General features: G+C 74.1%; 23 protein-coding genes. 11 read left to right on the forward strand and 12 right to left on the reverse strand.

Annotation, left to right across the window (positions count from 1 at the left end):
* Positions 1-59 precede the first annotated feature (59 nt).
* The 3 genes from ACYU8I_RS16195 to groES all read right to left on the reverse strand — a co-directional run bounded on the left by ACYU8I_RS16195 (position 60) and on the right by groES (position 3,009).
* Positions 60-869 carry a GNAT family N-acetyltransferase gene (locus tag ACYU8I_RS16195; protein WP_460842792.1) on the reverse strand — a complete coding sequence of 270 codons (810 nt, stop codon included), beginning with the start codon at positions 867-869 and terminating at the stop codon, positions 60-62.
* Positions 870-1,003: 134 nt separating this feature from the next.
* Positions 1,004-2,623, reverse strand: coding sequence for a chaperonin GroEL (gene groL, locus ACYU8I_RS16200; protein ID WP_460842794.1), 1,620 nt, complete (start codon positions 2,621-2,623; stop codon positions 1,004-1,006).
* A 92-nt stretch (positions 2,624-2,715) separates the two neighbouring features.
* On the reverse strand, positions 2,716-3,009 hold the full coding sequence (gene groES, locus ACYU8I_RS16205) for a co-chaperone GroES (RefSeq protein ID WP_460842796.1): 294 nt from the start codon (positions 3,007-3,009) through the stop codon (positions 2,716-2,718).
* A gap of 190 nt (positions 3,010-3,199) precedes the next feature.
* On the opposite strand from groES, the gene ACYU8I_RS16210 reads away from it, so the two are divergent.
* Positions 3,200-4,387: a class I SAM-dependent methyltransferase gene (locus tag ACYU8I_RS16210; RefSeq protein ID WP_460842798.1), complete on the forward strand. Its 1,188-nt coding sequence runs from the start codon at positions 3,200-3,202 to the stop codon at positions 4,385-4,387.
* Here ACYU8I_RS16210 and ACYU8I_RS16215 read toward each other — a convergent pair.
* From ACYU8I_RS16215 to tsaD, 4 genes are all read right to left on the reverse strand, one after another.
* Positions 4,338-4,697, reverse strand: coding sequence for a VanZ family protein (locus ACYU8I_RS16215; protein ID WP_460842800.1), 360 nt, complete (start codon positions 4,695-4,697; stop codon positions 4,338-4,340). The genes ACYU8I_RS16210 and ACYU8I_RS16215 overlap by 50 nt on opposite strands.
* Positions 4,694-5,305 carry an MBL fold metallo-hydrolase gene (locus tag ACYU8I_RS16220; RefSeq protein WP_460842802.1) on the reverse strand — a complete coding sequence of 204 codons (612 nt, stop codon included), beginning with the start codon at positions 5,303-5,305 and terminating at the stop codon, positions 4,694-4,696. Before ACYU8I_RS16220 ends, ACYU8I_RS16215 begins: the two co-directional genes overlap by 4 nt.
* Complete coding sequence (locus tag ACYU8I_RS16225; protein ID WP_460842804.1) at positions 5,302-6,423, reverse strand: S-(hydroxymethyl)mycothiol dehydrogenase; 1,122 nt, start codon at positions 6,421-6,423, stop codon at positions 5,302-5,304. The genes ACYU8I_RS16220 and ACYU8I_RS16225 overlap by 4 nt, the downstream gene beginning before the upstream one ends.
* 76 nt (positions 6,424-6,499) lie before the next feature.
* Complete coding sequence (gene tsaD, locus ACYU8I_RS16230; RefSeq protein WP_460842806.1) at positions 6,500-7,543, reverse strand: tRNA (adenosine(37)-N6)-threonylcarbamoyltransferase complex transferase subunit TsaD; 1,044 nt, start codon at positions 7,541-7,543, stop codon at positions 6,500-6,502.
* A gap of 44 nt (positions 7,544-7,587) precedes the next feature.
* Between tsaD and ACYU8I_RS16235 the strand changes: the two genes are divergently transcribed.
* On the forward strand, positions 7,588-8,796 hold the full coding sequence (locus tag ACYU8I_RS16235) for a M20 metallopeptidase family protein (RefSeq protein WP_460842809.1): 1,209 nt from the start codon (positions 7,588-7,590) through the stop codon (positions 8,794-8,796).
* On the opposite strand, the gene ACYU8I_RS16240 is transcribed toward ACYU8I_RS16235, so the two are convergent.
* Positions 8,786-9,226: a GNAT family N-acetyltransferase gene (locus tag ACYU8I_RS16240; RefSeq protein ID WP_460842810.1), complete on the reverse strand. Its 441-nt coding sequence runs from the start codon at positions 9,224-9,226 to the stop codon at positions 8,786-8,788. The two genes, ACYU8I_RS16235 and ACYU8I_RS16240, sit on opposite strands and share 11 nt — an antisense overlap.
* Positions 9,227-9,330: 104 nt before the next feature.
* Here ACYU8I_RS16240 and ACYU8I_RS16245 point away from each other — a divergent pair, with 104 nt between their 5' ends.
* The 9 genes from ACYU8I_RS16245 to ACYU8I_RS16285 all read left to right on the forward strand — a co-directional run bounded on the left by ACYU8I_RS16245 (position 9,331) and on the right by ACYU8I_RS16285 (position 19,148).
* Entirely contained in the window at positions 9,331-10,824 is a 1,494-nt protein-coding gene (locus ACYU8I_RS16245; protein WP_460842813.1) for a molybdopterin-dependent oxidoreductase, read from the forward strand.
* 113 nt (positions 10,825-10,937) lie between these two features.
* Positions 10,938-11,591 carry a fasciclin domain-containing protein gene (locus tag ACYU8I_RS16250; RefSeq protein ID WP_460842815.1) on the forward strand — a complete coding sequence of 218 codons (654 nt, stop codon included), beginning with the start codon at positions 10,938-10,940 and terminating at the stop codon, positions 11,589-11,591.
* Between the two features lie 44 nt (positions 11,592-11,635).
* Positions 11,636-12,268 carry an ECF RNA polymerase sigma factor SigK gene (gene sigK, locus ACYU8I_RS16255; RefSeq protein ID WP_460842817.1) on the forward strand — a complete coding sequence of 211 codons (633 nt, stop codon included), beginning with the start codon at positions 11,636-11,638 and terminating at the stop codon, positions 12,266-12,268.
* 2 nt (positions 12,269-12,270) lie between these two features.
* Positions 12,271-13,026, forward strand: coding sequence for an anti-sigma factor (locus ACYU8I_RS16260; protein WP_460842820.1), 756 nt, complete (start codon positions 12,271-12,273; stop codon positions 13,024-13,026).
* Positions 13,023-15,068 (forward strand): DUF1365 family protein, encoded by a 2,046-nt coding sequence (locus ACYU8I_RS16265; RefSeq protein ID WP_460842822.1) that lies wholly within the window; start codon positions 13,023-13,025, stop codon positions 15,066-15,068. The genes ACYU8I_RS16260 and ACYU8I_RS16265 overlap by 4 nt, the downstream gene beginning before the upstream one ends.
* The gene (locus ACYU8I_RS16270; RefSeq protein ID WP_460842824.1) at positions 15,065-16,396 is read left to right on the forward strand and encodes a class I SAM-dependent methyltransferase; all 1,332 of its coding nucleotides are present in this window, start codon (positions 15,065-15,067) and stop codon (positions 16,394-16,396) included. Before ACYU8I_RS16265 ends, ACYU8I_RS16270 begins: the two co-directional genes overlap by 4 nt.
* Entirely contained in the window at positions 16,393-17,700 is a 1,308-nt protein-coding gene (locus ACYU8I_RS16275; RefSeq protein ID WP_460842826.1) for a class I SAM-dependent methyltransferase, read from the forward strand. The genes ACYU8I_RS16270 and ACYU8I_RS16275 overlap by 4 nt, the downstream gene beginning before the upstream one ends.
* A 6-nt stretch (positions 17,701-17,706) precedes the next feature.
* On the forward strand, positions 17,707-18,483 hold the full coding sequence (locus ACYU8I_RS16280) for a DUF1295 domain-containing protein (protein WP_460842828.1): 777 nt from the start codon (positions 17,707-17,709) through the stop codon (positions 18,481-18,483).
* On the forward strand, positions 18,480-19,148 hold the full coding sequence (locus ACYU8I_RS16285; RefSeq protein WP_460842830.1) for a hypothetical protein: 669 nt from the start codon (positions 18,480-18,482) through the stop codon (positions 19,146-19,148). Before ACYU8I_RS16280 ends, ACYU8I_RS16285 begins: the two co-directional genes overlap by 4 nt.
* Here ACYU8I_RS16285 and tsaB read toward each other — a convergent pair.
* From tsaB to alr, 4 genes are read right to left on the reverse strand one after another with little or no spacing between them, the layout of a single operon-like run.
* Complete coding sequence (gene tsaB, locus ACYU8I_RS16290; protein ID WP_460842831.1) at positions 19,141-19,770, reverse strand: tRNA (adenosine(37)-N6)-threonylcarbamoyltransferase complex dimerization subunit type 1 TsaB; 630 nt, start codon at positions 19,768-19,770, stop codon at positions 19,141-19,143. The genes ACYU8I_RS16285 and tsaB overlap by 8 nt on opposite strands.
* Positions 19,771-19,787: 17 nt before the next feature.
* Positions 19,788-20,684 (reverse strand): tRNA (adenosine(37)-N6)-threonylcarbamoyltransferase complex ATPase subunit type 1 TsaE, encoded by an 897-nt coding sequence (tsaE, locus tag ACYU8I_RS16295; protein ID WP_460842833.1) that lies wholly within the window; start codon positions 20,682-20,684, stop codon positions 19,788-19,790.
* On the reverse strand, positions 20,681-21,748 hold the full coding sequence (locus ACYU8I_RS16300) for an alpha/beta fold hydrolase (RefSeq protein ID WP_460842836.1): 1,068 nt from the start codon (positions 21,746-21,748) through the stop codon (positions 20,681-20,683). Before ACYU8I_RS16300 ends, tsaE begins: the two co-directional genes overlap by 4 nt.
* Positions 21,745-22,905 (reverse strand): alanine racemase, encoded by a 1,161-nt coding sequence (gene alr / locus ACYU8I_RS16305; protein ID WP_460842838.1) that lies wholly within the window; start codon positions 22,903-22,905, stop codon positions 21,745-21,747. Before alr ends, ACYU8I_RS16300 begins: the two co-directional genes overlap by 4 nt.
* Between the last annotated feature and the right edge of the window lie 24 nt (positions 22,906-22,929).

Below are 22,929 nucleotides of genomic sequence, written 5' to 3' on the forward strand. Positions count from 1 at the left end.
GGCAGGAAGGGCCAGTCTACGGGCCGGGGCGGCGTACGTCGCCCGGGCCCGGCACCGCGTCAGCGCACCGGCACGGGTCGGCCGGGGCGGGCCCGATCGCCTCCGGGGGAGCGCGGACCGAGCGGGATGCGGGCGCTCAGCACGCCGTCCTGCATCTTGATCAGCGCCCGCATGCCCGTGCCGCAGACCATCGTCACGAAGCCTTCGTCGCGCGCCGAGGCGAGCAGCACCACCTCGCGGGCCCCGCGTCGCGCCGCCAGAGCGCAGGCGCGGTGGAGCAGGGCGGTGCCGATGCCGAGCCGGCGCCACGACGGGTCGACCTCGATGACGAGCTCCTGCTCGGACTCTCCGGTCAGTGCCGCACGTCCGACGACGTGGCGTCCGATCCAGGCCTCGACGCCGGCGGGCGCCTCGGCGTAGTGCACCGGGCCGGACTCCTCCGGCTCGGGTGCCGCCGGACCGGCGGCGAGCGCACGGGCGAGCCCCTCGAGGGCGGCGGCCCGCGAGTGCTCGGTGGCGCTCCACCGCTCGGGGTGCGGACCGAGCAGCCCCTCGAGCAGGCGGGCGGGGTCGGCCCCGGCCACGAGCTCGGTGGCGGCACCGAGCCATCGCGTCGGCTGGTCGATCAGGTCGTGGGTGGTGCAGGGTTCGACGCTCACCTCGTCCCCTCCCGCACCACCCACGAGCTCAGCGACCTCCCGCGCGGACCACGAGTCGGGCGCGCTGAGCACCAGCTCGTCGGTGACCGTGCCGAGATCCGGGAAGATCTGCAGCCCGAGGATGTTGAGCCCGGCCTCGCCGCACGACGCCGCCAGGGCGGCCAGCGCGCCCGGTCGGTCCCGCAACGACGTACGCACCCGGAACAACATGCGCACCACTGTCGCGAGCGCGTGTTGCGGGTCGGCTCCCGGCGTGTTTCGGTCGTGTGACAAGTCCGGGACGCGGCGAGGCCCCCACCCGCCGGAGCGGGAGGGGGCCTCGTCGTGCCTGGTGGGGAGCCGGCTCAGTGGCCGTGACCGTGGCCGTGACCGGCCGCGGCGGGCTCCTCCTCCTCGGGCTTGTCGACGACCAGCGTCTCGGTCGTCAGCAGCATGCCGGCGATCGAGGTGGCGTTGGTCAGCGCCGACTTGGTGACCTTGACCGGGTCGAGGACGCCCTGCGGGAGCAGGTCGCCGTACTCCTCGGTGGCGGCGTTGTAGCCCTGGTTGTTGCCGAGCTCGCGGACCTTGGAGACCACGACGTAGCCCTGCAGGCCGCCGTTCTCGGCGATCCAGCGCAGCGGCTCGTCGGCGGCGCGACGCACGACGCGTACGCCCACGGCCTCGTCACCGGAGAAGCCGAGGTCGCCCTCGAGGGCGGAGACCGCGTGGACGAGAGCGGAGCCGCCGCCGGCGACGATGCCCTCCTCGATCGCGGCGCGCGTGGCGGAGACGGCGTCCTCGATGCGGTGCTTCTTCTCCTTCAGCTCCACCTCGGTGGCCGCGCCGACGCGGACGACGCAGACGCCGCCGGCGAGCTTGGCGAGCCGCTCCTGCAGCTTCTCGCGGTCCCAGTCGGAGTCGGTCGCCTCGATCTCGGCCTTGATCTGGTTGACGCGGCCGGAGACCTCGGCGGCGTCGCCGCCGCCCTCGACGATCGTGGTGTTGTCCTTGGTGACCACGACGCGGCGCGCGGTGCCGAGCACGTCGAGACCGACCTGGTCGAGCTTGAGGCCGACCTCGGGGGCGACGACCTGACCACCGGTCAGGGTCGCGATGTCCTGCATCATCGCCTTGCGGCGGTCACCGAACGCAGGGCTCTTGACCGCGACGGCGTTGAAGGTGCCGCGGATCTTGTTGACCACCAGCGTCGACAGGGCCTCGCCCTCGACGTCCTCGGCGAGGATGAACAGCGGCTTGCCGGCCTGGATGACCTTCTCCAGCAGCGGGAGCAGCTCGGCGATCGCCGAGATCTTCCCCTGGTGCAGCAGGATGTAGGGGTCGTCGAGGACGGCCTCCATCGACTCCTGGTCGGTGACGAAGTAGGGCGAGAGGTAGCCCTTGTCGAACTGCATGCCCTCGGTGAACTCGAGGTCGGTGCCCATGGTGTTGGACTCCTCGACGGTGATGACACCGTCCTTGCCGACCTTGTCGAAGGCCTGCGCGAGCAGGTCGCCGATGTGGCTGTCACGGCTCGAGACCGTGGCGACGGCGGCCATGTCGCTGACGTCGTCGACGTCGCGGGCCGCCTTGCCGAGCGCCTCGGAGACGACGGCCGCGGCGGCGTCCATGCCGCGCTTGAGCGCCATCGGGTTCGCACCCGCCGCGACGGCGCGCAGGCCCTCGTGGACCATCGCCTGCGCGAGCACGGTCGCGGTGGTGGTGCCGTCACCGGCGACGTCGTTGGTCTTGGTGGCGACCTCCTTGGTGAGCTGCGCACCGAGGTTCTCGAACGGGTCGTCGAGCTCGACCTCACGCGCGACGGTCACGCCGTCGTTGGTGATGGTCGGCGCGCCCCACTTCTTGTCGAGGACGACGTAGCGGCCGCGGGGGCCGAGCGTCACCTTGACGGCGTCGGCGAGCTTGTCGACGCCACGCTCCAGCGAGCGACGAGCGTTCTCGTCGAACTCCAGGATCTTGGGCATGTGTTGCCTCCTAGGGCAGAGAGCTTCAGGAACGAGTCAGCCGCGTGCCCGACGCCCGGGGAGCGCCGGGCACGCGGCTGTCACGGGGTGCGTCAGGAGACGACCGCGAGGACGTCGCGGGCGGAGAGGATGAGGTACTCCTCGCCGGCGTACTTGACCTCGGTGCCGCCGTACTTGCTGTAGATCACCTTGTCGCCGACGTTGACGTCGAGCGGGACGCGGTTGCCGTTGTCGTCGATGCGACCGGGGCCGGTCGCGAGGACCTCGCCCTCCTGCGGCTTCTCCTTGGCGGTGTCCGGGATGACCAGGCCGGACGCCGTCGTCTGCTCGGCCTCCAGGGCCTTGACGACGATCCGGTCCTCGAGGGGCTTGATGTTGACCGACACGTGTCGACCTCCACTTTCCACTGAAGTATCGATGGGTTGTCCGATGCGAAGTCTCCGCCTGTGCGGGCACGCCGTCGCGGGGGTCGTGCGCCGTACGGGCGCTGGCACCCTCACGGGGAGAGTGCCAACGAAAAACTAGCACTCCCGCGCAGCGAGTGCCAGGCGACCCCGGGCGACGACGAGGTGAAGAATGCGCGGCGTGGACGTCGACGACTTCGCCTGGCTGCTGACCGACGAGGGGCAGCGAGTGCTGGCGATCGCCGAGGACGGGCCGGCCGACGACGACCCGGTGCAGCGGCTTCCCCGCGTGCGGTCGCTGACCACGCCGTCGCGTGCCGCCACGGCCGTCACCCAGGCGCAGCTGCGCCGCCGCGCCGTGCCCAGGCTCGGCGCCGACGCGGCCCGCATGTACTTCACCCCCGAGGCGCTGGAGCAGGCCACCCGCGCCAGCGTCGCGGCCCACCGCGCGGCCCGGGCCCGGGCCGGCCTGCGCACCAGCGTCGTCGACCTCGGTTGCGGCGTCGGCGGCGACCTCGTCGCCCTCGCCCGGGCGGGGCTCGTCGTCGCCGGCGTCGACAGCGACCCCGTCCGGGTGGCCGTCGCCCGCGCCAACCTCGCGGCGCTCGGGCTCGGCGGGGCGGTGCAGGTCGGCGACGCCACGACGGTCGACACCACCCCCTTCGACCTCGCGTACGCCGACCCGGCCCGCCGTGGCGCGCGGGGCCGCAGCTTCGACGTCGCCGACTGGTCGCCCCCGTGGGACTTCGTGACCTCGCTGCTGCGGCGCGACGCCTGCGTCAAGCTCGCGCCCGGCCTGCCCCACGACCTGGTGCCATACGGCGTCGAGGCCGAGTGGGTCTCCGACCCCGGGCCCGGCGGCGGCGTCAAGGAGGCGGTGCTCTGGTCGGGGGCCCTCGCCAGCACGGTGCGCCGCGCCACCGTCCTCGCGCCGGCCGGGCCCGCCACGCTGACCACCGACGACCTGCCCGACGGCGACCCGCCCGTCGCACCCGTGGCGGCGTACCTGCTCGAGCCGGACGGCGCCGTCGTGCGCGCCGGCCTCGTCGCCGCCGTCGCCGCCCGCGCCGGGGGCCACCTCGTCGACCCGCACATCGCCTGGGTCAGCGCCGAGCGGGCGAGCACGACACCGCTGGCGCGGGCCTACCGGGTGCTCGAGGAGCTGCCGTTCCGCGAGAAGCCGCTGCGCGCGGCCCTGCGCGAACGCGGCATCGGCACGCTGGCCATCAAGACCCGCGGCGTCTCCGTCACCCCCGAGCAGCTGCGGCCCCGGCTGCGCCTGACCGGCGACGAGGCGGCGACGCTGGTGCTCACCCGCGTCGCCGGTCGGGGTACGGCGCTGCTCGTCGAGCCCTGCTGAGCAGCGCGGCCACCGCCAGCCCGAGCACCGTGCCGACGGTGTCGGCGGCGAGGTCGACCAGGTCGCCGTCACGGCCGATCGGCAGGCTCGCCTGCAGCACCTCGGTGAGGGCGGCGTACGCCACCAGGCCGACGCCGAGCGGCAGCGGACGCCACCCGGCGGCCCGGCCCAGCACCGCGAGCGCCGCGAAGAGCAGCGCGTGGACGACCTTGTCGGAGCCGTCGGGTCCGCCCTCCGGCGGTGCCGGCGTCAGGAACAGGTAGAGCGTCAGCCCCACCACGAGCCCGAAGGCGACCCGGGCGAGCCTCACACGTGGTCGCGCTCGGCGCCGATGGTGGTGTCGGGGCCGTGGCCGGTGTGCACCACGGTCTCGTCGGGCAGGTCGAAGAGCGTGGTCCGGATCGAGTCCTTGATCAGGTCGGCGTCGCTGAACGACCGGCCAGTCGCCCCCGGACCACCCTCGAAGAGGGTGTCGCCGGTGAAGACGCAGCCGAGGTCGTGGACGTAGAGGCAGACCGCGCCCGGCGCGTGGCCCGGGGTGTGCAGCACCTTGAGCACGGCGCCGGCGACCTTGATGGTCTGGCCGTCCTCGAGGTCGACGTCCCACAGGACGTCGGGGTGGGTCAGCTCCCACACTTCTCTGTCGTCCGGGTGCAGCAGGATCGGCGCGCCGACGCGCTCGCGCAGCTCGGGCGCGACCCGCACGTGGTCGTCGTGGGCGTGGGTCGCCACGATCGCCTTCACGGTGCGGCCCCCGATCAGCCGCACGATGTCGTCGACGCTGTGCGGGGCGTCGATGACCACGCACTCGTCGTCGTCGCCGACGACCCAGACGTTGTTGTCGACCTCGTGGGTCTCGCCGTCGAGGCTGAAGGTGCCGGACGTGACGACGTGGTCGACCCTCAGGTTGGAGCTCACAGGACCACCACCGAGCGGAGCACCGGCTCCTGGTCCGGGCCGCCGTGCATCTTGTGGAAGGCCGCCTCGACGTCGTCGAGCCCGACCTCCTCGGTCACGAACGCGTCGAGGTCGAGCCGGCCCTGGCGGTAGAGGTCGACCAGCATCGGGAAGTCGCGGCTCGGCAGGCAGTCGCCGTACCAGCTGGACTTCAGCGAGCCGCCGCGGCCGAACACGTCGATCAGCGGGATCTCGGGGGTCTTCATGTCGGGCGTCGGGACGCCGACGAGGACCAGGGTGCCGGCGAGGTCACGGGCGTAGAACGCCTGCTTCCAGGTCTCGGGCCGACCGACCGCCTCGATGACCACGTCGGCCCCGTCGGCGCCCGGGTGCAGCAGGCTGGCGGCGCAGATCTCCTTGATCGCGGCGACCGGGTCGGTCTCCTTGCTGTTGACCACGTGGGTGGCGCCGAGGCCCTGGGCGATCGCGAGCTTGCGGTCGTCGATGTCGACGGCGATGACGACGTCGGCACCCGCGAGCACCGAGCCGGCGACCGCGGCCACCCCCACGCCGCCGCAGCCGATCACGGCGACGCTCTTGCCGCGGCCGACCGCACCGGTGTTGATGGCCGCACCGATGCCGGCCATGACGCCGCAGCCGAGCAGGCCGACCGCGGCGGGACGGGCCGACTCGTCGACCTTGGTGCACTGACCGGCCGCGACCAGCGTCTTCTCGGCGAAGGCACCGATGCCCAGCGCCGGGGACAGCTCGGTGCCGTCCTCCAGTGTCATCTTCTGCTCGGCGTTGTGGGTGGCGAAGCAGTACTGCTCCTCACCGCGCTTGCAGGCCCGGCACTCACCGCACACGGCGCGCCAGTTCAGCACCACGAAGTCGCCCGGGGCCACCTCGGTGACCCCGTCACCGACCGACTCGACCACGCCCGCGGCCTCGTGGCCCAGCAGGAACGGGAACTCGTCGTTGATGCCGCCCTCGCGGTAGTGCAGGTCGGTGTGGCAGACCCCGCACGCCTGGATCGCCACCACGGCCTCGCCCGGACCGGGGTCGGGGACGTTGATGGTCTCGATCGAGACCGGCTCGCCCTTCGCCTTGGCCACGACGGCCCTCACCTGCTGCGGCATGCGTGCTCTCCCTCTCCTGCGTCGGCTGCGTCGCGCCCAACCTAGTGGTCGGGCCCGCGCCGGCGCAGGTACCCGTTCAGGCGCTGACCTGCTCCACCGGCATGCTCGAGTCGGCGGGCAGGTGGAGGGCGGACGGCGCACGGCCGCGGGCGACCATCTCGGCGCCCAGGGCGGCCACCATCGCGCCGTTGTCGGTGCACAGCCCCGGCCGCGGCACCCGCACCCGGATGCCGTGCCGGGCCGCGCGCTCCTCGGCGAGCACCCGCAGCCGCGAGTTGGCCGCGACGCCACCACCGAGCAGCAGGTCGTCGATGCCCTCGGCGACGGCGGCGTCGACGGCCTTGCGGGTCAGCACGTCGCACACGGCCTCCTGGAACGACGCCGCCACGTCGGCCACCGGCACCGGCTCGCCGGCGTCCTCGCGGGCCTGGACCCAGCGGGCGACGGCGGTCTTGAGACCGGAGAACGAGAAGTCGAAGCGGTGCCGCTCGAGGTCGCGCCGCGACGTCAGGCCGCGGGGGAAGTCGATCGACACCGACGAGCCCGAGCGGGCCGCCCGGTCGACGTGGGGGCCGCCCGGGAAGGGCAGCCCGAGCAGCCGGGCGACCTTGTCGAAGGCCTCCCCCGCCGCGTCGTCGATGGTGCTGCCGAGCGGGTCGACACTGGTGGTCACGTCGGCGACCCGCAGCAGCGAGGAGTGCCCGCCGGAGACCAGGAGCGCCAGGCACGGGTCGGGCAGCGCGCCGTGCTCGAGCTGGTCGACCGCGACGTGCGCGGCGAGGTGGTTGACGCCGTACAGCGGGCGGCCGAGACCGAGCGCGAGGCTCTTGGCGGCGGCGACCCCGACGAGCAGGGCACCGGCCAGGCCGGGACCAGCGGTGACCGCCACGGCGTCGACGTCGTCGAGGCGTACGCCGGCCTGGGCGCAGGCCCGCTCGACCGTCGGCACCATCGCCTCGAGGTGGGCCCGCGAGGCCACCTCGGGCACCACGCCGCCGAAGCGTGCGTGCTCGTCGACCGACGAGGCGACCGCGTCGGCGAGCAGCTCGTGGCCGCGGACCAGGCCGACCCCGGTCTCGTCGCAGGAGGTCTCGATGCCGAGGACGAGTGGAGCGCTCACGGGCTCATGGTGGCACGCCCCCGGCCGCGGGTAACGTCGCGGAGATGGACCTCCTCGACGACGCCCGCGCCCTGTCCGACGACCTCGACCGACTGCGCCGCGAGCTGCACGCCGAGCCCGAGATCGGCCTGGAGCTGCCGCGCACCCAGGAGAAGGTGCTGGCCGCGCTCGACGGCCTCGGCTACGAGGTCGCGACCGGCACCGCGACGACGTCGGTCACGGCCGTGCTGCGCGGCGACGCCCGCGACGACACCGACCCCCGCACGGTGCTGCTGCGCGGCGACATGGACGCGCTGCCCGTCGCAGAGGAGACCTGCCTCGACTTCGCCGCCACCAACGGCGCGATGCACGCGTGCGGCCACGACCTCCACACCACGGCGCTCGTCGGCGCGGCCCGGCTGCTCTCGCAGCACCGCGACCAGCTGCGCGGCGACGTGGTGCTGATGTTCCAGCCCGGCGAGGAGGGCTGGGACGGCGCCGGCGTGATGATCGACGAGGGCGTGCTCGACGCGGCCGGGCGGCGCGTCGACGCGGCGTACGGCATGCACGTCTTCAGCTCGGCCTACACGCCCGGCGTCTTCACCAGCCGGCACGGCTCGATGATGTCGGCCTCGCACGAGCTCAAGGTGCGGGTGCACGGCCAGGGCGGCCACGGCTCCATGCCCTTCCGCGCCAAGGACCCCATCGCCGCGATGGCCGAGATGATCACGTCGCTGCAGACGATGGTCACCCGACGCTTCGACGTCTTCGACCCGGTCGTCATCACCGTCGGACGCGTCGAGGGCGGGACCAAGCGCAACGTCATCCCCGACGTCGCCGGCTTCGAGGCCACGGTGCGTCGCTTCTCCGAGCCCAACCGCGAGCGGCTCGCGACCGGCATCACCGACACCCTCGAGGGCGTCGCGCGGGCCCACGGCGTCGAGGTCGAGGTGCTGTTCCGCGACGAGTACCCCCTCACCGTCAACACCGACGCCGAGGTCGACTTCGCCGCCGACGTCGTGCGCGACGTGCTCGGCGAGGAGCGGTGGGAGCCGATGGCCAACCCGATCGCCGGCTCCGAGGACTTCAGCCGGGTGCTCGACGCCGTGCCCGGCGCCTTCGTCGGCATCGGCGCCACGCTGCCCGGCCTCGACCCCGAGACGGCGCCGACCAACCACTCGCCGCGCGCCGACTTCGACCCGGGCGTGCTGCCCGACGCCGCAGCGACGTACGCCGCCCTCGCCGTGCGGCGCCTGCAGCAGCTCACGGCCTGAGCTCGAGCACCACCGCCGTCGCGCCGCCCGCGTAGTAGCGGGGGCGGCGCGCCAGCTCGACGAAGCCCCGCGCGGCGTAGAACGCCTGCGCGCCCACGTTGTCCTCGCGCACCTCCAGCAGCACCCGCTCCCCTGGCCCGGCCAGGGCGACCACGGCCTCGAGCAGCGCGCTCGCCAGGCCCGTACGCCGCTGCGGCTCCACCACCGCGATGCGCTGCAGCTCGACGACGTCGCCGGCGACCGCCGACACCGCGTGGCCGACGACGACCCCGTCGCGCTCGGCCACCAGGTAGGTCGTGGTCGGCAGCCGCCCCCCGAGCCCCTCGCGGAGCAGCACCTCGCTCCACGCGTCGGGCCCGAGCCCCTCGCGCTCGAGCGCGGCCACGGCGTCGAGGTCGTCCGGCACCGCGCGTCTCACCACCACGCCCATCCCCCCATCCTCCCCCCCGGGCGTCCGGCGTGACGTGGTGGCGGTGGCGCGGTCCGGACCGCGGACGGGGCAATCCGGACGGGCACCGGCGACGAAGCACTGGCATGACCTCCCCCGGACCGTCCGTGCTCCGTGGCTTCACCACCGGCCTGCTGGCCGCCCTCGCGGGCGCCGCGGCCGGGCACCTCGTCGCCGCCCTGCTGCAGCCCTCCGCCTCGCCGGTGCTGGCGGTGGGCAGCCGGGTGATCGACCTGACGCCGACGCCGGTCAAGGTGTGGGCGGTGCGCGAGCTCGGCAGCGCCGACAAGCCCGTGCTCATCGGCAGCGTCCTCGCCGTGACCCTGCTCCTCGCCGGGCTCATCGGGGTCGTCGCCCGGCGCCGTCAGGGGCTGGGGGTGGCGCTGCTGCTGGTGCTGGTCGGCCTCGCGACGGCCGCCGCCGTGGTCCAGCCCGCCGCCCGGCCGCTCGACGTCGTCCCCGGCGTCGTGACTGCGGTCGTGGGCGTCGCGGTGCTGCTGCTGCTCTCGCGCCCGGCCGCGCAGGAGTCCGGCGGACGCCGCTCCTTCCTGCTGGCGGCCGGAGGCGTGGCCGTGCTCGGCGCCGTCGCCGGTGCCGCCGGGCAGCTGGTCGTCCGGGCCAAGGACTCCGTGGCCGACCTGGTCCTGCCCGCGGCCCGGCGCCCGCTGGCGCCGCTGCCGACGGGGCTGGAGTCGCGCTTCGAGGTCACCCCGCTGGTCACGCCCAACGACGACTTCTACCGCGTCGACATCAACCTCACCGTGCCCGTGGTCGACCCCGACTCGTGGACGTTGACGGTCGACGGCGACGTCGAGCGCGAGCTCTCGCTGACCTTCGAAGAGCTCACCGCGATGGACGTCGTGGAGCGCGACGTCACCATGACCTGCGTCAGCAACGAGGTCGGCGGCAACCTGCTCGGCGGCGCACGGTGGCTCGGCGTCCCGCTGAAGGACGTGCTCGACCGGGCCGGTATCGACGGCACCTCGGCCGACCAGGTGCTCTCCACCTCCGTCGACGGCTTCACGCTGTCGACGCCGCTCGATGTCGCCCTGGAGCGCACCCACGTCGTGTTCGGCATGAACGGCGAGCCGCTGCCGCGCGACCACGGCTTCCCGGTCCGGCTGATCACCCCCGGCATCTACGGCTACGTCGGTGCCACCAAGTGGGTCACCACGCTCACGCTGACGACCTTCGCCGACCAGATGGCGTACTGGACCGAGCGGCAGTGGGCCGAGCAGGCCCCCATCAAGCTCTCGAGCCGCATCGACACGCCCCGGCCCTTCGCCCCGCTGGAGGCGGGGCGCACCGCCGTCGCCGGCGTCGCCTGGGCGCAGCCGCACGGCGTGGCGAAGGTCGAGGTCCGCATCGACGACGGCGAGTGGCAGCAGGCCCGGCTGGGCCCGGAGGTCAACGCGTCGTACTGGCGGCAGTGGTACCTGCCGTGGGAGGCGACGAGCGGTCCCCACGACCTCGCCGTGCGCGCGACCGACACCCGGGGCGAGGTGCAGACCGACGAGCGCGCGACGCCGTTCCCCAGCGGCTCCTCGGGCATCCAGTCGCTCGTCGTCACCGTGTCCTGACGCGGCCGCCCGGTGGACGGACGTCCACCGGAATTCATCTCGATTCTCCCCAATCCGGCAACCGCCGGGCACCGAAGACCCAGCAAGAACCAACCACCACGAAAGGGTTCCCGATGACCACCACGCTCCGCCGCACCGGTATCGCCGCCATGGCGCTGACCGTCTCCTTCGGCATGGCCGCCTGTGGCTCCGACGACAGCAGCAGCGAGTCGGGCTCCGGCAGCTCCACCGAGTCCTCCAGCGCCGCCTCGCCCAGCGAGGAGGCCAGCCCCAGCGAGGAGGCCGCCGCCAGCGGCGAGTTCGGCGCCGCGTGCGCCGACGTGCCCGCCGACGGCCCCGGCTCGTTCCAGGGCATGTCCGAGGCCCCGGTCGCCACCGCCGCCAGCAACAACCCGGTGCTCTCGACGCTCGTCCAGGCCGTCGGTGCCGCCGACCTGGTCGACACCCTCAACACCACCGACGACATCACCGTCTTCGCGCCGGCGAACGCCGCGTTCGAGGCCGTGCCGCAGGCCGACCTGCAGGCGCTGCTGAAGAACAAGAAGCAGCTCACCAACGTGCTGACCTACCACGTCGTCCCCGGTCGCCTCGCGCCCGAGGACCTGGCCGGCACCCACGCGACCCTGCAGGGCGCCGACGTCGAGGTCGAGGGCTCCGGCGAGGACTTCACCGTCAACGGCGACGCCAGCGTCGTCTGCGGCAACGTGCAGACCGCCAACGCCACCGTCTACATCATCGACGGCGTCCTGATGCCGCCGGCCAACTGACGATCCGGCCGACAGCACCACTGCGATCTGCGAAAGTTGCTCACGTGACCACTGCAGGACGCGACGCGGCCACCGGCTCCCCCCTCGGGGAGCCGGTGGCTGCGGGGGCTCGTCAGACGAGCCGCACCGGCGCGGACCACCTCGCCGCCCTGCTCCAGAGATGCGGTCGGGGCGACGAGGCCGCCTTCGCCGAGCTGTACGACGCCGTCGCACCGCGGGTGCTCGGGCTCGTGCTGCGCGTCGTGCGCGACCGCAGCCAGTCCGAGGAGGTCACCCAGGAGGTGCTCCTGGAGGTCTGGCGCCACGCGGGCCGCTTCGACACGGGCCAGGGCAGCGCCACCTCGTGGATCCTCACCATCGCCCACCGCCGGGCGGTCGACCGGGTCCGCTCGGCCGAGGCAGGCTCGCGACGCGAGTCGACGTACCACCAGAACACGCACGAACCAGCGCACGACGCCACCGCCGAGGCAGCCCATGCCTCGCTGGAGGCCCGCCGCGTGCGCCAGGCCCTCCAGGGCCTGACCGAGGTCCAGCGCGAAGCGCTCGAGCTGGCCTACTTCGGCGGATACACCCACACCGAGGTCGCAGCCCTGCTCGACCTGCCGGTGGGGACAGCCAAGACCAGAATCCGAGACGGCTTGATCCGGCTCCGGGACACGATGGGGGTGGGACAGTGAGCATGCCGAACTCCGAATCCGTGCACGCCCTGTCCGGGGCCTACGCGGTCGACGCCCTCGAGGACGACGAGCGCGCCGCGTTCGAGCGGCACCTCGAGCGCTGCGAGGACTGCCGCCACGAGATCGCCTCGCTGCGCGAGGCCGCTGCGCTGATGTCGCTCGACGCCCGGGTGGCTCCGCCTCCCGGCCTGCGTGACCGCTTGCTCTCCGACATCGCGCAGGTGCGTCCGCTCCCGCCGGTGACCGAGCGGCCCGAGAGCCCCGCACCGGCCGCCGGGGGCGCCACGGTGCTGCCGTTCCGACGTCGGATCGGCCAGCGGGCCCGGGTCGCCGTCGCCGCGGCGGCCGTCGTGGTCGTCGGCATCGGCCTGGGCGTCTCCCAGCCGTGGGCTCCCGACGACGACCCGCCGGTCGCCGCCGAGCGGGTGCTGGCCTCGACCGACGCCCAGGCGGTCACCCAGCGCTTCCCCGACGGCTCCAGCGCGACGGTGACCCGCTCGCCGAGCCAGGGGCTCGCCGTCATCCAGACCAGCGACATGGCCGACCCGCCGGCCCAGCGCGTGTTCGAGCTGTGGCTGCTCGACGCCGAGGGGGCCGCGGTGCCGGCCGGCGTGATGAGCTCCGGCGGCGACAAGACCGTCGTGCTCGACGGCGACGCCGCCGAGGCCGCCGCCGTCGCCATCACCGAGGAGCCCCAGGGCGGCTCGCAGCAGCCCACGAGCGACCCCATCGCCATGTTCGACCTGGAGGACGTGTGACCTCTGCCGCTCCTGCGGCGGGTCCCGGCACGGTCGCCGTCATCGGCAGCGGCGTGGCCGGCCTGCTCGCCGCGCACGTCCTGACCCGCGCCGGCAGCCGCGTCACCGTCCACGAGGCTGACGCGCGCCTCGGCGGCCACGCCGACACCCACGACGTCGAGACGCCCGACGGCACGATCGGCGTCGACACCGGCTTCATCGTGCACAACCACCGCACCTACCCCCACCTGCTGCGGCTCTTCCACGAGCTCGACGTCCCGACCCAGGAGTCGGAGATGTCGCTGTCGGTGCGCGACGCCGCGACCGGGCTGGAGTGGGCGGGCGCGCTCGGGCTGCCCGGTCTCTTCCCCAGCTGGCGCAACCTCGTCCGCCCCGACTACCTGCGCATGCTGGTGGAGATCCCGCGGTTCCACCGCCACGCCGCGCGGTTGCTGCGGGAGACCGACGACAGCACCGACGTCGCGGGCGACGGCCGCACGCTGCGCGACTTCCTCGACGACGGCGGCTACAGCGAGACCTTCCGCACCCACTTCGTGGAGTCGCTCGTCGCGTGCGTGTGGTCGTGCGACCCCACCGTCTCCCTCGACTACCCGGCGCGCTACCTCTTCGCCTTCCTGCGCCACCACGGCATGCTCGGCGTCTTCGGCTCGCCGACCTGGCGCACCGTCACCGGCGGCTCGCGCACGTACGTCGAGCGGGTCGCCGCCGGCCTGCACGAGGTGCGCCTCGGCACCAAGGTCACCCACGTGCGGGAGGTCGCCGACGGGGTCGAGGTCACCGACGGCAACGGCGAGACCCGCCGCTTCGACGCCGCCGTCGTCGCCACGCACCCGCACCAGGCCCTGGCCATGCTGGCCGAGCCGACCGCGGCGCAGCGCGAGGTGCTGACGGCGATGCCGTACTCGCGCAACACCACCCAGCTGCACACCGACACCAGCGTGCTGCCCCGTCACGGCCGCGCGCGGGCGTCGTGGAACTACCTGCGCCGCGTCCCGGGTTCCGACTCCCCCGGACCGGTGACGGTCAGCTACGACATGAGCCGGCTGCAGCGCCTGCCCGAGCAGCCCGACGGGACCCGCTACGTCGTCACCCTCGGCGGCCAGGACCTCGTCGACCAGTCGACCGTGCTGGCCACGATGGAGTACGAGCACCCGATCTACACCCCCGAGTCGGTCGCCGCCCAGCGCCGGCTCGGCGAGGTCGACGGCGAGCGGCTGGTCTTCGCCGGCGCCTACCACGGCTGGGGCTTCCACGAGGACGGCGCCCGCTCCGGCGTCGACGCCGCGCGGCGGCTCGGCGTCGAGTGGCCCCACGCGGGGGTCGAGCACCTGCCGCGCGAGGCGGCGGCGTACGCCACGACGATCCGGCACACCCGGCGCCAGCCCTGGCGCCGCAGCTTCGCCCACGACTCCACGACCTGGCTGGTCGACCTCGACCACCTGCCGCGGCGTCGCGGGCTGCGCGCCCTGCTCGCCGGCACCTTCGAGGCCCGCGACCACCTCGGCGACCCCGAGGGCGCGCTGAAGGACAACGTCGAGCACTTCCTGCGGCTGCAGGGCCTCGAGCCCGACGGTGGCCGCGTCCTCATGGCCGCCAACGCGCGCGCCTGGGGCTGGTGCTTCAACCCCATCAGCGTCTTCTGGTGCTTCCGCAAGGACGGGTCGTCGCTCGGGGTCGTCGTCGAGGTGCACAACACCTACGGCGACCGGCACGCCTACCTCGTCCACCCCGACGCCCAGGGGCGGGCCCGCACCGACAAGCAGATGTACGTCTCGCCCTTCCACGGCACCGACGGCTGGTACGACGTCGCGGTGCCCGTGCCCGGCGACCGGCTCCACGTCGCCGTCACCCTCCACACCGACGACGGGGCCGTCTTCAGCGCCTCGCTCGACGGCCGCCGCACGGACGCCTCGCCGCTGCGCACCGCCCCGGCGGCGCTGCGGCACACCGTGCTGATACACCTCCACGGGGTGTGGCTCTGGGCGCGACGCCTCGGCGTGCGCCCCCGCCCCCGTCACCAGCACCAAGAAGGAGTGCGATGACCACCCACGAGCGGACCCCGGACCTCGGCTCCGGCATCGTCGACGCCTGGCCCGGCCTGCACCGCGTGCCGACCGGCCCGCGCGCCGACGTCGGCCGACGGATCGCCCGACGCATCTTCCGCAGCGCCGTCGGCCGCCTCGGCGTGACCGTCGTCGAGGGCGACGGCCCCGACGCCCGCACCCTCGGCCGCGGCGGACCCCGCGCCGTGCTGCACCGGCCCGACGAGTTCTACCGCCGCCTCGCCCAGGACGGCCTGATCGGGTTCGGGGAGGCCTACCTCACCGGCGCCTGGTCGGCCGACGACCTGGGCGGCTTCCTCACCGTGCTCGCCGCCGAGATGCCGACGCTGGTGCCCGCCCCGCTGCAGAAGCTGCGAGCGGCGTACGTACGCCGACCCCCGCGGGGCGACCAGAACACCACCGGCAACACCCGCGACAACATCGCGCACCACTACGACCTGTCGAACGACCTGTTCGCCACCTTCCTCGACCCGACGCTGACCTACTCCGCGGCGCTCTTCGACACCGCGGTGGTCACCGGTCGCGACGAGCACGGCGAGCACCCCGTGGCGACCCCTCCCGGCCTGGAGGCCGACGACCTCGAGACCGCGCAGGTGCGCAAGATCGACCGGCTGCTCGACGCCGCCGGCGTCCGCGAGGGCTCGCAGGTGCTCGAGGTCGGCACCGGCTGGGGGGCGCTGGCGGTCCGCGCGGCCCAGCGCGGCGCTACGGTGCACTCGGTGACCCTGTCGAGCGAGCAGCTCGCTCTGGCCCAGGAGCGGGTCGACGCGGCCGGCGTCGCCGACCGGGTCACGCTCGAGCTGTGCGACTACCGCCGGGTGGTGGGGCAGTACGACGCCGTGGTCTCGGTCGAGATGATCGAGGCCGTCGGCCACGAGTACTGGTCGACGTACTTCCGCACCATCGACGCCCGCCTCGCCCCGGGCGGGCGGGCCGCGATCCAGGCGATCACGATGCCGCACGACCGGATGCTGGCGACCAAGCACACCTACACCTGGATCAACAAGTACATCTTCCCCGGCGGCTTCCTGCCCTCGGTGCGCGTGCTCGACGAGATCACCGCTGCCGACACCTCGCTGCGGCTGGTCGACCGGCTCGGGATGGGCAGCCACTACGCCGAGACGCTCGCCCGCTGGGACCGCGCCTTCCTCGCCGCCCGCGACCAGGTCGCCGCGCTCGGCTTCGACGAGGTGTTCGAGCGGATGTGGCACTTCTACCTCGAGTACTCCCGCGCCGGCTTCGCCTCGGGCTACCTCGACGTCCAGCAGCTCGCCTTCGCGCGACCCGACGAGCAGGAGCAGCAGTGACCACCACGCAGGACCCCTCCGTCGCCGAGCCGGTCGCGACGACCGGCGTCGCACAGCGCCTCGCCGAGGCGCTGCGCCCCTTCGTGGGCGGCGACCTGCCGGTGCGGCTGCGGGCGTGGGACGGCTCCGAGGCCGGCCCCGCCGACGCCCCGATCGTCGAGCTGCGCTCCCGCGACGCCGTGCGCCGCCTGCTCTGGGCCCCGGGCGAGCTCGGGGCCGCCCAGGCCTACGTGACCGGCGAGCTCGAGGTGCACCACGACCTCGACGCCGCGCTGACCCACGTGTGGCAGGTCGTCGCCGACCGCGGGCTGTCGGGCGTGCGACCGTCGCCGCAGGCCTTCGTGCGGGCGCTGCGCACGGCCGTCGACGTCGGGGCGCTGGGCACGCGGCCCGAGCCGCCGGCCTCCCAGGCCAGGTTGCGCGGCCGGTTGCACTCCAAGCTGCGTGACTCGCGGGCCATCAGCCACCACTACGACCTCAGCAACGAGTTCTACTCGTTGATCCTCGAGCCGCAGATGGCCTACTCGTGCGGCTACCACGCCACCCCCGACGTCTCGGTCGAGGAGGCGCAGCGCGCCAAGCTCGACCTGGTGTGCACCAAGCTCGGCCTCGAGCCCGGCACGCGCTTCCTCGACGTCGGCTGCGGCTGGGGATCGCTGTCGCTGCACGCCGCCGAGCACTTCGGCGCCCAGGTGACCGGCGTGACCATCGCCGCGGAGCAGAAGAAGTTCATCGACGCCCGCATCGCCGAGCGCGGGCTCCAGGACCGCGTCGAGATCCGGCTGCAGGACTACCGCGAGGTGCCCGAGAAGCACTTCTACGACGCGGTCGGCTCCCTCGAGATGGGCGAGCACGTCGGCGAGCGCAACTACGCGACGTACGCCTCGGTGCTGCACGACGCGGTGCGGCCCGGCGGGCGGGTGCTGGTGCAGCAGATGTCGCGCTCGGGCGGTCGCAAGGGCCACCCCGGCGGCGGGCCCTTCATCGAGTCCTTCATCGCCCCCGACATGCACATGCGCCCTGTCGGCGAGACCGTCGGCTTCCTCGAGCGCGCCGGCCTGGAGGTGCGCGACGTGCACGCCATGCGCGAGCACTACGTGCTCACGGTGGCCGGGTGGATCGAGAACTTCGAGCGCAACGCCGACCGGCTGCGCGAGCTCGTGGGCGAGGAGGTGCTGCGCGTGTGGCGGCTCTACCTCGTCGGGGGGTCGATGGCCTTCCGCGACGGCCGGATGGGCGTCGACCAGATCCTCATGGTGCGTCCCGGCGCACCCCACACCCTGCCCGCGGTGCGGGGGTACTAGCCGCGCATGACCTCCTCCGTGCTGGTGATGGTCCTGGTCTCGGCGCTGACCGTCGCGCTCGTCATGACGGCCACGGCCCTGTGGGCCCGCCGCGAGGGCCGGGTGGTCGTGGTCGACGCGGCCTGGGGCGGCGGCTTCGTCGTGGTCGCGCTCGTGTGCGCGCTCCTCGGCGACGCCCCCGTGCGGTGGCTGCTCCTCGTCCTCGTGGGCGTGTGGGGGCTGCGTCTCGCGCGGCACACGCTGCAGCGGCTGCTGGCCACCGACGAGGAGGACCCGCGCTACGCCGAGCTGCTCGACGGCCAGCCGTTCTCCGTCGCGGTGAAGAAGGTCTTCGTGACCCAGGGCGTCGCGATGTGGTTCGTCTCGCTGCCCGTGCAGGTCGCCGCCGTGTCCGACACCCGCTGGACCTGGGCGGTCGTCCTCGGGGTCGTGCTCTGGGCGGTCGGGCTCTTCTTCGAGACCGTCGGCGACGCGCAGCTGGCGGCGTACAAGAAGCAGCCGAAGGAGTCCCGGCCGCAGGTGATGGACCAGGGACTGTGGCGCTACACCCGCCACCCCAACTACTTCGGCGACGCCTGCGTCTGGTGGGGCCTGTGGCTGGTCGGCCTCGGTGCCGGCTGGATCGGCCTCGCCACCGTGCTCTCGCCCGTCGCCATGACGTACTTCCTCGTCTTCGCCACCGGCGCGCGGCTGCTGGAGAAGACGATGATGCAGCGCGAGGGCTACCCCGAGTACGCCGAGCGCACCTCGATGTTCGTGCCGCTCCCGCCGAAGCGGTCGTGACCACGGGGATCGCTCTCGACCCGGTCCCGCTGCTGCTCCACGCGGCCGGGGCCGCTGCGCTGGCACTCGCCGGCGTCGGTGCCGCGCGCTGGCTGGGGGTCGTGCGTGGTCTGCCGTCGGGTGTCGTCGACCGGCTGGGGTGGGCGCTCGGAGTGGCGGCCGTCGCGGTCGGCGGCCTCGCGGTCGGCACCTGGTACCAGACCCGGCCCGTGACCTACGAGTACAGCGGCTCCTACGCCCCGCTCGACGACCTGGCCAGCGCCCCCCTGGTGGGTGGCGCGAGCCCGTGGTGGGTGGTGCTCGGGGTGCCGCTGCTCGCACTCGGCTGGGCGGCAGCGGCGGCGCGCGGGCGAGCGTCGTACCCCGCCCCGGACCGCCCGGTGCAACCCGGCGTGCAAGCGGGCGCCGTGTGGCTGGTGACGCTGCCGCTCCAGGCGGCGCTCTGCGCGTGGGACGTCCAGGGCGGGCTGGTCCTGCTGGGCGCCGCCGTGTCGCTGGCGGGGATCGTCGCGACCGCTGCCGGTCGCCCCACCGCGACCGACGTCGGCGACGTCCTGGCCGCCGTCGGCACCTGGCTGGTCGCCGCGGCTGCCTGGCCGGGTGGGTGGACCTACTCCTCGCCCGTGGTCGTGGTCGTGCTGCGTCGCCGGGCCGCCGCTAGCTGACCCGCTTCGGGCGGCCGGGCTCGGCGGCGTCGGGGCGGCGCAGGTAGAGCGGGTCGGGCGCGAGCAGCTCGAGCTCGCCGCGCACGACGCCGTCGGCCAGCACCGCTGCCGACGGCTGCTCGGGACCACGGTGGCCGGGGAAGGCGTGGGGGTACATCGCCGCGCCGCGACCCACCACCGCACCGCTCACCCGGGCGTCGGCGGGCAGCACCACCTCGGGGCCCGAGACACGTCGACCGCCGCCGTAGACGGCGAGGTAGACCTCTTTGCGGCGGGCGTCGGTGACCACGGTCACCTCGTCGAACCCGGCGCGCCTCGCCTCGAGGGCGACGACATCGAGGGAGCAGACGCCGTGCACGGTGACGCCGCGGGTCAGGCCGAGGACGCGGGCGGTGACGAGACCGACGCGCAGGCCTGTGAACGGCCCTGGTCCCACCCCGACCGCGACGGTGTCGACGTCGCCGATGTCGGCACTGGCTTCGGCGAGCACCCGCTCGATGCCGGGGGCGAGCATCTCGCCGTGGCGCAGGCCCTCGTCGGCGTCGTACGACGCCACGACCGCCGCGCCGTCGTGCAGCGCGACCGTCACCCGAGAGGTGGCCGTGTCGAAGGCGAGCAGCATCTGGGATCTCCTCGGGCTCAGAAGTGCAGGTCGCGCCAGCGGGGGCCGACCGGCGTCAGGGTGAGCGTGCGGGTGTCGTCGTCGGCGCGGGCGAGGTCGAGCTGCAGCCGACTGTCGGCGAGTCCCTCGGCCTTGCCCTCGCCCCACTCGACGACGGTCACGGCCGTGTCGACGTCGGTGTCGAGGTCGAGGTCGTCGAGCTCGAGGCTGTCGCCGAGGCGGTAGGCGTCGACGTGCACCAGCGCCGGCCCGTCGCCGGTCGGGGGGTGCACCCGGGCGATGACGAAGGTCGGCGAGGTGACCAGCCCCCGCACGCCGAGGCCGTCGCCGATGCCCTGCGTCAGGGTGGTCTTGCCGGCGCCGAGGTCGCCCGTCAGCAGCACGACGTCGCCGGGGCGCAGCACCGTGGCGAGCCAGGCGCCGTAGGCCCGGGTCTCCTCGGGCGTGACCAGCGTGCGGGTGACGGGCAGCAGCCGGAGCATGGTGATGCGGTTGCCGTTGCGGCCCGACTCGACGTAGCCCATGCGGCGCCAGAAGGCGAGCGTGCGGGGCAGCTCCATGCGCGCCTCGAGCTCGACGCCGCCCAGGTGACGCTCGGCGGCCACCTCGAAGGCCCGGCTCGCGAGCTGCGCCGCGACCCCGAGGCCGCGGACCCGCTCGAGCACGCCGACGCGGCGCACGCCGAGCAGCCGGCCACGCTCCTCGAAGATCAGCGACCCGACCGCCTGTCCGTCGAGCTCGACGACGAGGCCCCCGTAGCCCTCGAGCGCGCGGCGGATGCTCTCCTCGGTCTCCTCGAGCGCCGTGGCGGGCGGGTCGAGCGGCGGGCGGTTGGCGAACGACTCGTGCACGACCGCCAGCACGTCGCCGGCACGCTCGCCGCCGACCTCGGTGATGACCAGCTCGTCGCTCATCCGGCCGCCGACTGCCGGGCCGCGACCGCGAGGTCGACCAACCGCTCGATCTCGCGGGTGACCAGCTCGTGCTCCTCGAAGATCACCATGTGGCCGGAGCCGCGGCACTCCACCAGCCGCGAGCCCTCGACCAGCGAGGCCATCTTGCGGCTCAGCGTGACCGGGGTCAGCCGGTCGTCGGTGCCGCAGACGATGGTGGTCGGCACCGTGTGCAGCACGGCGATGTCCTCGAACCGGTCGAGGGTGCCGAAGGCGGGGAAGAACGCCGCCAGCACGTCGTACGGCGTCTCGCCCAGCATCTCGTCGAGGAACTCCACCAGCGCCGGCTCGGGCTTGTGCCCCTTGCCGAAGGCCCAGCGCTGCGCCACGAGGAAGCCGAGGTTGGAGCCGGAGCGGCGCGCCGAGTCGACCAGCTCGGGCGCCCGGGAGAGCACGGCGACGACGGCGGGCGCGAAGCGGGTGCCGAGGCCGTCGGGGATCAGCCGCGACAGCGTGCGGTGGGGCCGCAGCCCGCCGGCGGTGGTGGCGACCAGGCCGACGCCGACCACTCGGTCGAGGAACAGCCTCGGGTGGTCCTGGGCGAACGCGATGACCGACATGCCACCCATCGAGTGACCGACCAGCACGACCGGGCCGCTGGTGACCTGGGCGAGCACGGAGGCGAGGTCCTTGCCGAGCTGGTCGATGTCCTCGTTGCCGTCGGCCCGCGGGGAGCGCCCGTGGGAGCGCTGGTCGTAGAGCACCACGCGGTGGCGGCCGCGCAGCGCCTGGCGCTGGAAGTGCCAGCAGTCCATGTTGAGCGCGAAGCCGTGCACCAGCACGATCGTCGGAGCCCCGGGGTCGGCGTCGGCGTCGGGCTCGTCGACCTCGACGTGCACGACCGCGCCGTCGCTGCAGCGGACCCGGCGGGGCGTCGAGCGCAGGGTGCCGTAGCTGTCGGCCTCGTCGGCGCCCAGGCGGCGCGCCTGGACGACCCGCCGCTCGACCACGACGCCGGTGCCGAGCGCGGCGATGGCCGCCGCGGCCGCACCGCCTCCGGCCCACGCCCACGACCGCTTGCTCACTCGTCGTCCTCTCCGACCCAGGAGCGGACCTGCCGTCCGCGCATCCGGGTGACGATCTCGTAGTCGATGGTGCCGCACCAGTCGGCCCACTCGGTCGCCGTGGGCTCGCCGCGCGTGCCCGGTCCCAGCAGCAGCACCTCGTCGCCCGGGTCGGCCTCGGGCGCGGCCACCACGACCTGGTCCATGCACACGCGACCGAGGACGGGGGCGCGTACGCCGTCGAGCAGCACCTCGGCGCGTCCCGACGCGTGCCGCGGGACGCCGTCGGCGTACCCGAGGGGCACCAGCGCGACCCGCGTCGGCTCCGTCGCGACCCACTGGTGGCCGTAGGAGACGCCGTCGCCCGGGGCGAGCTCCTTGGTCATCACGACCCGGGCCCGCACCGTCATCGCCGGCACCAGGCCGAGATCGGCCCCGCTGACGACCCCGGGCGCGGGGCTGAAGCCGTAGGTGGCGATGCCGAGCCGCACCAGGTCGTGGCGTGACCCCGGGTGCAGCAGCGCGCCCGCGGAGTTGGCGAGGTGGCGCACCTCCGGGCGCAGGCCGGCGTCGTCGGCCAGGGCGAGCCCCTCGGCGAAGGCGTCGAGCTGCGCGCGGTTGGCCGGGTGCTCGGGCTCGTCGGCGCAGGCGAGGTGCGACCAGATGCCCGTGACGGCCACGTCGCCCTCGTCCTCGGCGTGCCGGGCCGCGGTCAGCAGCGGCAGCCACTCCGAGCGCTCGGCGCCGCCGCGCGAGAGCCCGGTGTCGAGCTTGAGCTGCAGCCGGGCCGGTCGGCCGGCCTCGCGGGCGCCGCGCACGACCTCGTCGAGCTGCGGCACGGAGTACGCCGACACGTCGACGTCGGCGGCCACCAGCGACGCGAAGTCCTGGCCGGGCGCCGCCAGCCAGGTCAGCACGCGGCCGGTGTCGCCGGCCTCGCGCAGCGCGAGCGCCTCCTCGGGCGTCGCCGCACCGAGCCAGTCGGCCCCCGCCTGCCGCGCCGCCCGGGCCACCGGCACCAGCCCGTGGCCGTAGCCGTCGGCCTTGACCACGACCATGGTCAGACCCGGTCCGTCCTGCCACACCAGCTCGCGCAGCCGCCGCACGTTGTGCCGCACCGCCGCGAGGTCGACCTCGACCTCCGCGCGCGGACTGGGCTCGGGGCTGGGCGTCTCCATGGCGGACCCATGCTCCCACCCGGG

The organism is Nocardioides marmoraquaticus (genome assembly GCF_054777915.1).